Source organism: Streptococcus sp. VTCC 12886 (genome assembly GCF_049893425.1).
Classification (GTDB): Bacteria; Bacillota; Bacilli; order Lactobacillales; family Streptococcaceae; genus Streptococcus; species Streptococcus suis_AA.
Map to the genome: position 1 here is coordinate 77,283 of NZ_JBMVJB010000005.1, position 7,581 is coordinate 84,863.

Here is a 7,581-nt window from a genome sequence, read left to right on the forward strand (position 1 = left end):
TATAAAGAAGGAATTTATGTGAATTGAAAAAGCCGATTATTGAATTTAAACATGTATCTAAAGTTTTTGAAGATAGTGGAACAACTGTTTTAAAGGATATTAGTTTTGAATTAGAGGAGGGCAAATTTTACACTTTGTTAGGCGCCTCTGGTTCTGGAAAATCAACTATTTTGAATATTATCGCTGGCTTATTGGATGCAAGCTCTGGCGATATTTATTTGGATGGCCAACGGATAAATGATGTGCCAACCAACAAGCGTGATGTCCATACCGTTTTTCAGTCTTATGCCCTTTTCCCTCATATGACTGTCTTTGAAAATGTGGCTTTTCCTCTAAAATTGCGTAAGGTAGATAAGTCAGAAATTGAAGCTCGTGTGACAGAAGCCTTACAAATGGTTCGCCTCTCTGGCTATGAGAAACGTTCCATTCAGAAATTGTCTGGTGGACAACGGCAGCGTGTTGCAATCGCGCGTGCCATTATCAATCAACCACGCGTTGTCTTGCTGGATGAACCCTTATCTGCCTTAGACTTAAAACTTCGGACTGAAATGCAGTATGAATTGCGTGAGTTGCAACAGCGCCTTGGAATCACCTTCGTTTTCGTAACGCATGATCAAGAAGAAGCATTGGCCATGAGCGATTGGATTTTTGTCATGAATGAGGGTGAGATTGTCCAATCTGGAACACCTGTAGATATCTATGATGAGCCAATTAACCATTTTGTTGCAACCTTTATCGGTGAGTCCAACATTCTTCCCGGGCGTATGATTGAAGACTATCTTGTAGAATTCAATGGCAAACGGTTTGAAGCTGTTGACGGTGGTATGCGACCAAATGAGGAAGTTAAGGTAGTCATTCGCCCAGAGGATTTACGAATTACCTTACCTGAAGAAGGAAAACTACAGGTTAAAGTCGATACACAGCTCTTCCGTGGTGTTCACTACGAAATTATAGCCTACGATGATTTGGGCAACGAATGGATGATTCATTCCACTCGTAAAGCCATTGTGGGTGAGGTGATTGGTCTCAGTTTTGAGCCAGAAGATATTCATATTATGCGCCTCAATGAAACTGAAGAAGAATTTGATGCCCGTATCGAAGAGTATGTTGAGGTGGATGAAGTGGAAGATGGTTTGATTAATGCCATCGAGGAGGAACGCAATGAAGAAAACCTCTAGGCTCTTTGCAATTCCTTATGCCTTATGGGTCTTTCTCTTTGTACTAGCACCCGTTGCTTTGATTATCTTTAAATCTTTCTTTGATATTCATGGCAATTTCACTTTGGCTAACTATCAAACCTATTTTAATTCACCAAATATTACCTATCTGCGAATGAGTTTCAACTCCATTTTTTACGCAGGTATTATTACTTTGGTCACACTTTTGGTATCCTATACGACTGCCTATTTCTTGACCAAGCTCAAGCATCGACAACTCTGGCTCATGTTGATTATCTTGCCAACCTGGGTAAATCTTTTGCTGAAAGCCTATGCTTTTATAGGTATTTTCGGTCAACATGGTTCCATTAATCAATTTTTAGAGTTTCTGGGGTTAGGGACTCAACAAATTCTCTTTACAGATTTCTCCTTTATTGCTGTTGCAGCCTATATTGAGATTCCATTTATGATTTTGCCAATCTTTAACGCTTTGGATGACTTGGATAAGAATCTTATCAACGCTAGTCGTGATTTGGGTGCAACTTCTTGGCAAACCTTTTCAAAGGTTATTTTTCCTCTCTCTATGAATGGCGTCCGTTCTGGGGTACAGGCTGTTTTCATTCCAAGTTTAAGCCTCTTTATGTTGACTCGTTTGATTGGAGGTAACCGAGTGATTACTTTGGGTACTGCCATCGAGCAGCATTTCCTCACAACACAAAACTGGGGAATGGGTTCAACCATTGGTGTGGTCTTGATTTTAGCCATGCTCTTGATTATGTGGATGACGAAAGAGAGGAAGAAATAATGAAGAAATTTGCAAATGTCTACTTAACCATTGCCTTCCTCGTGCTTTATTTACCCATTTTTTATCTCATTTTCTATTCCTTTAATGCTGGAGGAGATATGAATGGTTTTACTGGCTTTACCTTGGAGCATTTTTCTTCGATGCTTGGTGACAGCCGACTGATGCTGATTTTAGCTCAGACATTCTTACTTGCTTTCTTAAGTTCTTTGATTGCAACCATTATAGGGACATTTGGAGCAATTTATATTTATCAGGCAAAACTTCGTTTTCAAAATGCCCTCTTGTCTATCAATAATATCTTGATGGTGGCACCTGACGTTATGATTGGGGCAAGTTTCTTGATTCTCTTTACCATGATTGGATTTCAATTGGGGTTTGTTTCTGTTTTACTCAGTCACATTGCCTTTTCGATTCCAATCGTCGTCTTGATGGTTTTACCCCGTTTGAAAGAAATGAACGCGGACATGATTTCAGCTGCATATGATTTGGGCGCAACTCAGCCACAAATGCTGAAAGAAATTATGTTGCCTTATCTGACGCCGGCAATTATCGCGGGTTATTTCATGGCTTTTACTTACTCTTTGGATGACTTTGCTGTAACCTTTTTCGTAACAGGAAATGGCTATTCAAATCTTTCGGTTGAAATCTACTCAAGGGCTCGACAAGGTATTTCTTTGGAAATCAATGCCTTGTCAGCGGTTGTGTTCCTTTTCTCTATCTTGTTGGTAGTGGGTTATTATTTCCTTTCACGTGAAAAGGAGGCCAACTAATGAAACGACTGTATTCATTTTTTGTAGGTATTGTAGCTATTATTCTTATTTTATGGGGAATCAGCTACAAGTTAGAAGATGATTCGACACAAGGAACGATAGATAAATTGGTTATCTATAATTGGGGCGATTATATTGATCCTGAATTACTAGATGAATTTACTGCCGAGACAGGAATTCAGGTTGATTATCAGACTTTTGATTCCAATGAGTCCATGTACACAAAGATCAAGCAGGGTGGAACAATTTACGATTTAGCAGTTCCATCAGAATATATGATTTCCAAAATGACGGAAGAAAATATGCTGGTTAAGCTCGATAAGTCTAAAATTGAAGGTTTGGAGAACATTGACCCTCAATTTATGGGATTGAGCTTTGATAAGAATAATGACTATTCTATCCCCTACTTCTGGGGAACCTTGGGGATTGTGTACAACGATACTATGGTTGAAAATCCTCCTCAAGAGTGGGAAGACCTATGGTCCGACGAATACCGTGACAACATCATGTTAATTGATGGCGTGCGTGAGGTTATGGGCTTTGGTCTACAATCTCTAGGTTATAGTCTGAATTCTAAAAATCTTGTAGAGATTGAAGAAGCAGCTGAACATCTCTACAACCTGACACCAAATATCAAGGCTATTGTTGCTGACGAAATAAAGGGCTATATGATACAAGATGCAGCAGCCATTGCGGTGTCTTTCTCAGGTGAAGCCAGTGAAATGTTGGATGGAAATGAACATCTTCACTATGTCGTGCCATCGAAAGGATCGAATCTTTGGTTTGATAACATGGTAATTCCCAAATCAGCTAAAAACATTGATGGCGCCTATGCTTTTATGAGTTTCATGCTTCGTCCTGAAAATGCATTGCGTAATGCAGAATACGTGGGTTATTCCACTCCAATTCCTGCAGCCAAGGCTATGTTGGATGAAGAAACACAAAGTGATGAAGCTTTCTATCCTTCTGAGGAAACGATGAAGCAGATGGAAGTTTATGATAATTTAGGAAAAGAACTACTTGGTACTTACAATGATTTGTACCTCCAATTTAAAATGTATCGTAAATAATTTGATTGGACAGGTAGCAACATAAATATAAGAATGGGAGTGAGGTTCTTTACTAAGTACTTATTGCTCCCATTTTTTGGGCGTGTATACTATAGAAATAATGGAAAGGAAATTCCAATGGAAAATCACCGGAAAGAAGTTAGTTTTATTTCGCAATCAATCCTCTATTCGGTTCTGCGTGGTAGTATAGTTGGTATTGCTGCTGGTTTAGTGGTTGTTGTATTTCGCTTAGCCATTAAAAAACTATTTGGTGTTTTTTCACACCTCTATCCTCTGGCAATAGACAATCCAATCTATTTACTTCTTATTGGAGGGCTTTATCTGGTTATAGCTTTACTTGTTGGCCACTTGATTAAGTACGAACCCAATGCAAAAGGTTCCGGAATTCCTCAAGTTGAAGCGGAACTAAAAGGATTGATGGATTTAAGTTGGTGGTCAATTCTTTGGAAAAAATTTATCGGTGGCGTTTTATCTATTGCATCGGGCTTAATGCTGGGTCGAGAAGGTCCCAGTATTCAACTAGGTGCTGTAACAGCTAAAGGTGTATCAGTTCTTCTTAAATCCAGTGAAAAGGTGTATCAGTTCTTCTTAAATCCAGTGAAATGGAAAGAAGGAGTTTAATTGCTAGTGGTGCCGCGGCTGGTTTGGCAGCGGCTTTCAATGCCCCAATAGCTGGACTTTTATTTGTTGTAGAGGAAGTCTATCATCAGTTTTCGCGGCTGGTTTGGGTCTCAGCCTTAGCTGCTAGTATCACTGCAAACTTTATTTCCTTACATGTTTTTGGATTAACACCTGTTTTGCACATGCCGGAAGATTTGCAGCTACTATCTCTTGACCAATATTGGATCTATATCTTACTTGGCATTTTCCTTGGGTTTGCTGGATATGTATATGAAGTTGTTATCCTCAACATACAATTTTTCTTTACCATGCTTGCAAAAATCATTCCTCTACCAGCTCCGTATTATAGTGTATTTGCCTTTTTGTTCATCATGCCGATTGGTTATTATTTCCCAAATCTATTGGGTGGCGGGCATCATTTGATTTTAGAGCTTCCACATCTGGATCAAGGGCTACTGACATTAGCAATCTTGATTTTAATACGATTTGTATGGAGTATGATTTCTTATGGTTCTGGTTTACCAGAGGGAATCTTTTTGCCTATATTAACCTTGGGAAGTCTCCTTGGTCTATTTGTTGCACGGTTCTTCCTTGATATTGGTTTCATCAGTCAGGGCCAGATGCTATTGTTTATTGTATTGGGGATGGCAGGCTTCTTTTCAGCGATTTCCAAAGCCCCTTTAACTGCTATTATTCTTGTAACTGAAATGGTAGGAAGTTTGAATCAATTGATGGTCATTGGGTTGGTGGCTTTGAGTTCCTATGTGATAATGGACATCTTAGGTGGCGCGCCTGTCTACGAAGCGATGTTGGAAAAAATTCTGCCAGAAGAAGTAGAACAGCAAGAACATATGACCTTAATAGAGGTTGTTGTCAACGAAACTTTGGATCAAACCTTTGTAAGTGAGTTACGTTTGCCGGATTCATGCTTGATTACCAGCCAAATTCATCACGGAAAGTCTAGGATTGTGAAAGGAAACAGCCAACTTTTTATGGGTGATTCCTTGCTCGTTGCAGTTCCAATTTCACAAATTCATGCCGTTCGTAGGATATTTGAGGGAGATTAGCATTTTTTTAGATTGTCTTAACAAAGAGATGAGAAAAGTCCCAATATTATAATGTTTCTGTTGTCTGGTCAACTTTCTCAATTCTGGAATGATTACATCGGGAACAAAACTCCGAGGTAGCAGACCAATCCGCATTTATTTGGCAATCCAGTAAGCATCTTGCTTGTCAGTTTTCTGACCTGTAATGGCCTTCATGTGGGCTGGTTGAGCAAGTATTACCAGCATGCCAGACAGGTCACCAATAGACACCTGTGCTTTCCATACCAACAGCTTCCACATGAAATTGACTGAGAAAATCGTGGTAAGCACGTAGACCTTTAGTCGTTGTATCAAATGTAGCTAAGTAACACTTTGGACAAGTTGAGGGGAATACAAACGACAATGTCGACTTTATCTACACATGATTATCTATGACAATTCCTTCCTTCTTAAAATTAGAGAGCCTATCTACTGAATTTTAGTCATATTCTTGAGCGCATATTGTGGTTCTTATCAGTAGGGTGGAGTAGTTTTGTCATCATAATTAACATTAATAATGCACCAACAACAAGGCACTCATTAGGTATATAATCTTAGTGAGGGCTTTATGCTTATTTTCATTAAGGACGGAGCCATCATGAATGTCTTGCTCACTCCCTTTTTAGTGTGCATTATCTGTATCTATGGTTATAGATATTATTGATAGCTAGTTATAGTTTGAAGAAATAACTGAATTTTCAGAATATACTTGCGATGCCGACAATTTTATGTTTTAATATATTTATTGGTTTTGCCAATAATGAAGGAGAAAAACTAGGAGGAAAAGTTATGAAAAAGAAAGAAACTTTCTCACTCCGGAAGTATAAAATGTCTGTTCTTTGAACAGCTCCCTGTCAAGTGGACAATGAAATAATAAAAGATTAGGCGACGGCCTTGTTCCTCATTTCAAGAGGGGCAAGGCCGTTTTTGCGCTCTTGAAAACGTTGATGATTGTAAAAATAGATGTAGGCATCAATATCTGAAACTAGCTCCTCAAAAGTCATATATTTCTTCAAATCATAGCACTCCGTCTTAAAGTGCCCAAAGAAACTCTCAATTGGTGCATTGTCAATACACTTACCAACACGAGACATGGAGCGGGTCATCTGATACTGGGTAGTTAAACGGTAATAATCCTTCGAAGTATACTGCGAACCTCGGTCGCTGTGAATTAAAGGTGTCGCATTAGGATTAGCTTTTTGTGCTTTACGAAGTGTTTCCAATACCAATTCGTTATCATTAAATTGACCAACTACATAGGCGACAATTGAGCCGTCGTAAAGATCCTTAATAGCACTCAAATAGGCTTTACAGCTGAAACCGTACTTCAAGAAAGTCACATCTGTACACCATTTCTGATTTGGAGCAGTAGCTGTAAAATTACGATTGAGAATGTTGTCCTCTACATTGACAAAGCTAGTCTTAGTACAATAACCCTTGGCTCTTCTGATAATGGAACGTAGACCTAGAATGTGCATCAAGCGTCGAATCCGCTTCTTGTTGTAGTTTGTTTCAAGCTTGCGATTGACAAATAGCGTCATACGACGATAACCAAGAATACCATTATGTTGGCTATGAAGTTCCTTGATGACATTCATCAATCCTAAATTTTCCTGTTCAGAAGCTGTTTCCTGATGTTGTAACCACTTATAGTAGCCTGAGCGAGATACCTTTAGAATACGGCACAAGTGGCTGATAGAAGCCTCTTCCTGTTCATCCGCATATTCTTTAATCGCTTGGAAGGATTCCAAGCGGCGACCTAGTCTTACCATCGGTTTCGTCGCTTGATTTCTTCTAACTTTTTTAGCAGGCCGTTCTCCATTTCAAGATACTTAATCCGCTCTTCCTGTTGCTTGATTTTGAGGCGTAACTCTTCTTCTGGAGTCAGATTAGGCTTGCTTTCCAGGCCTTTCCCACGACGATCTAGGAGACCGTTAGAACCATCCTTCTCGAACTTTTTGACCCAAGAATAGACCTGTTGGTAGGAAACACCATACTTCTCAACAGCCCCTTGGTAATCTTTCTCGTGGGCAAGGGTAAAATTAACAATCTCAATCCGTTCTTCAAATGTTG

At 39.3% G+C, this 7,581-nt stretch carries 4 protein-coding genes and 3 pseudogenes; 5 read left to right on the plus strand and 2 right to left on the minus strand.

Annotation, left to right across the window (positions count from 1 at the left end; all coding sequences use genetic code 11):
* The first annotated feature begins 23 nt into the window (after positions 1–23).
* From ACPC57_RS02780 to ACPC57_RS02800, 5 genes and pseudogenes are all read left to right on the plus strand, one after another.
* On the plus strand, positions 24–1,178 hold the full coding sequence (locus tag ACPC57_RS02780) for an ABC transporter ATP-binding protein (protein ID WP_418126298.1): 1,155 nt from the start codon (positions 24–26) through the stop codon (positions 1,176–1,178).
* Positions 1,162–1,962, plus strand: coding sequence for an ABC transporter permease (locus ACPC57_RS02785; RefSeq protein WP_434066263.1), 801 nt, complete (start codon positions 1,162–1,164; stop codon positions 1,960–1,962). Before ACPC57_RS02780 ends, ACPC57_RS02785 begins: the two co-directional genes overlap by 17 nt.
* The gene (locus ACPC57_RS02790) at positions 1,962–2,732 is read left to right on the plus strand and encodes an ABC transporter permease (RefSeq protein WP_217373822.1); all 771 of its coding nucleotides are present in this window, start codon (positions 1,962–1,964) and stop codon (positions 2,730–2,732) included. The genes ACPC57_RS02785 and ACPC57_RS02790 overlap by 1 nt, the downstream gene beginning before the upstream one ends.
* Complete coding sequence (locus tag ACPC57_RS02795; protein WP_434066264.1) at positions 2,732–3,802, plus strand: ABC transporter substrate-binding protein; 1,071 nt, start codon at positions 2,732–2,734, stop codon at positions 3,800–3,802. The genes ACPC57_RS02790 and ACPC57_RS02795 overlap by 1 nt, the downstream gene beginning before the upstream one ends.
* 117 nt (positions 3,803–3,919) lie before the next feature.
* A pseudogene (locus ACPC57_RS02800) lies at positions 3,920–5,490 on the plus strand (ClC family H(+)/Cl(-) exchange transporter).
* 48 nt (positions 5,491–5,538) lie between these two features.
* Here the strand turns inward: ACPC57_RS02800 and ACPC57_RS02805 are convergent.
* Together ACPC57_RS02805 and ACPC57_RS02810 are read right to left on the minus strand one after the other, a co-directional pair.
* Positions 5,539–5,854, minus strand: a pseudogene (locus tag ACPC57_RS02805) (IS110 family transposase); the annotation flags it as partial.
* 535 nt (positions 5,855–6,389) lie between these two features.
* Positions 6,390–7,581, minus strand: a pseudogene (locus ACPC57_RS02810) (IS3 family transposase); the annotation flags it as partial.

Coding starts and splice junctions, on each gene's coding strand:
- ACPC57_RS02795 (WP_434066264.1), top strand. CDS start 2,732: ATGAAACGACTGTATTCATTTTTTGTAGGTATTGTAGCTATTATTCTT.
- ACPC57_RS02785 (WP_434066263.1), top strand. CDS start 1,162: ATGAAGAAAACCTCTAGGCTCTTTGCAATTCCTTATGCCTTATGGGTC.
- ACPC57_RS02790 (WP_217373822.1), top strand. CDS start 1,962: ATGAAGAAATTTGCAAATGTCTACTTAACCATTGCCTTCCTCGTGCTT.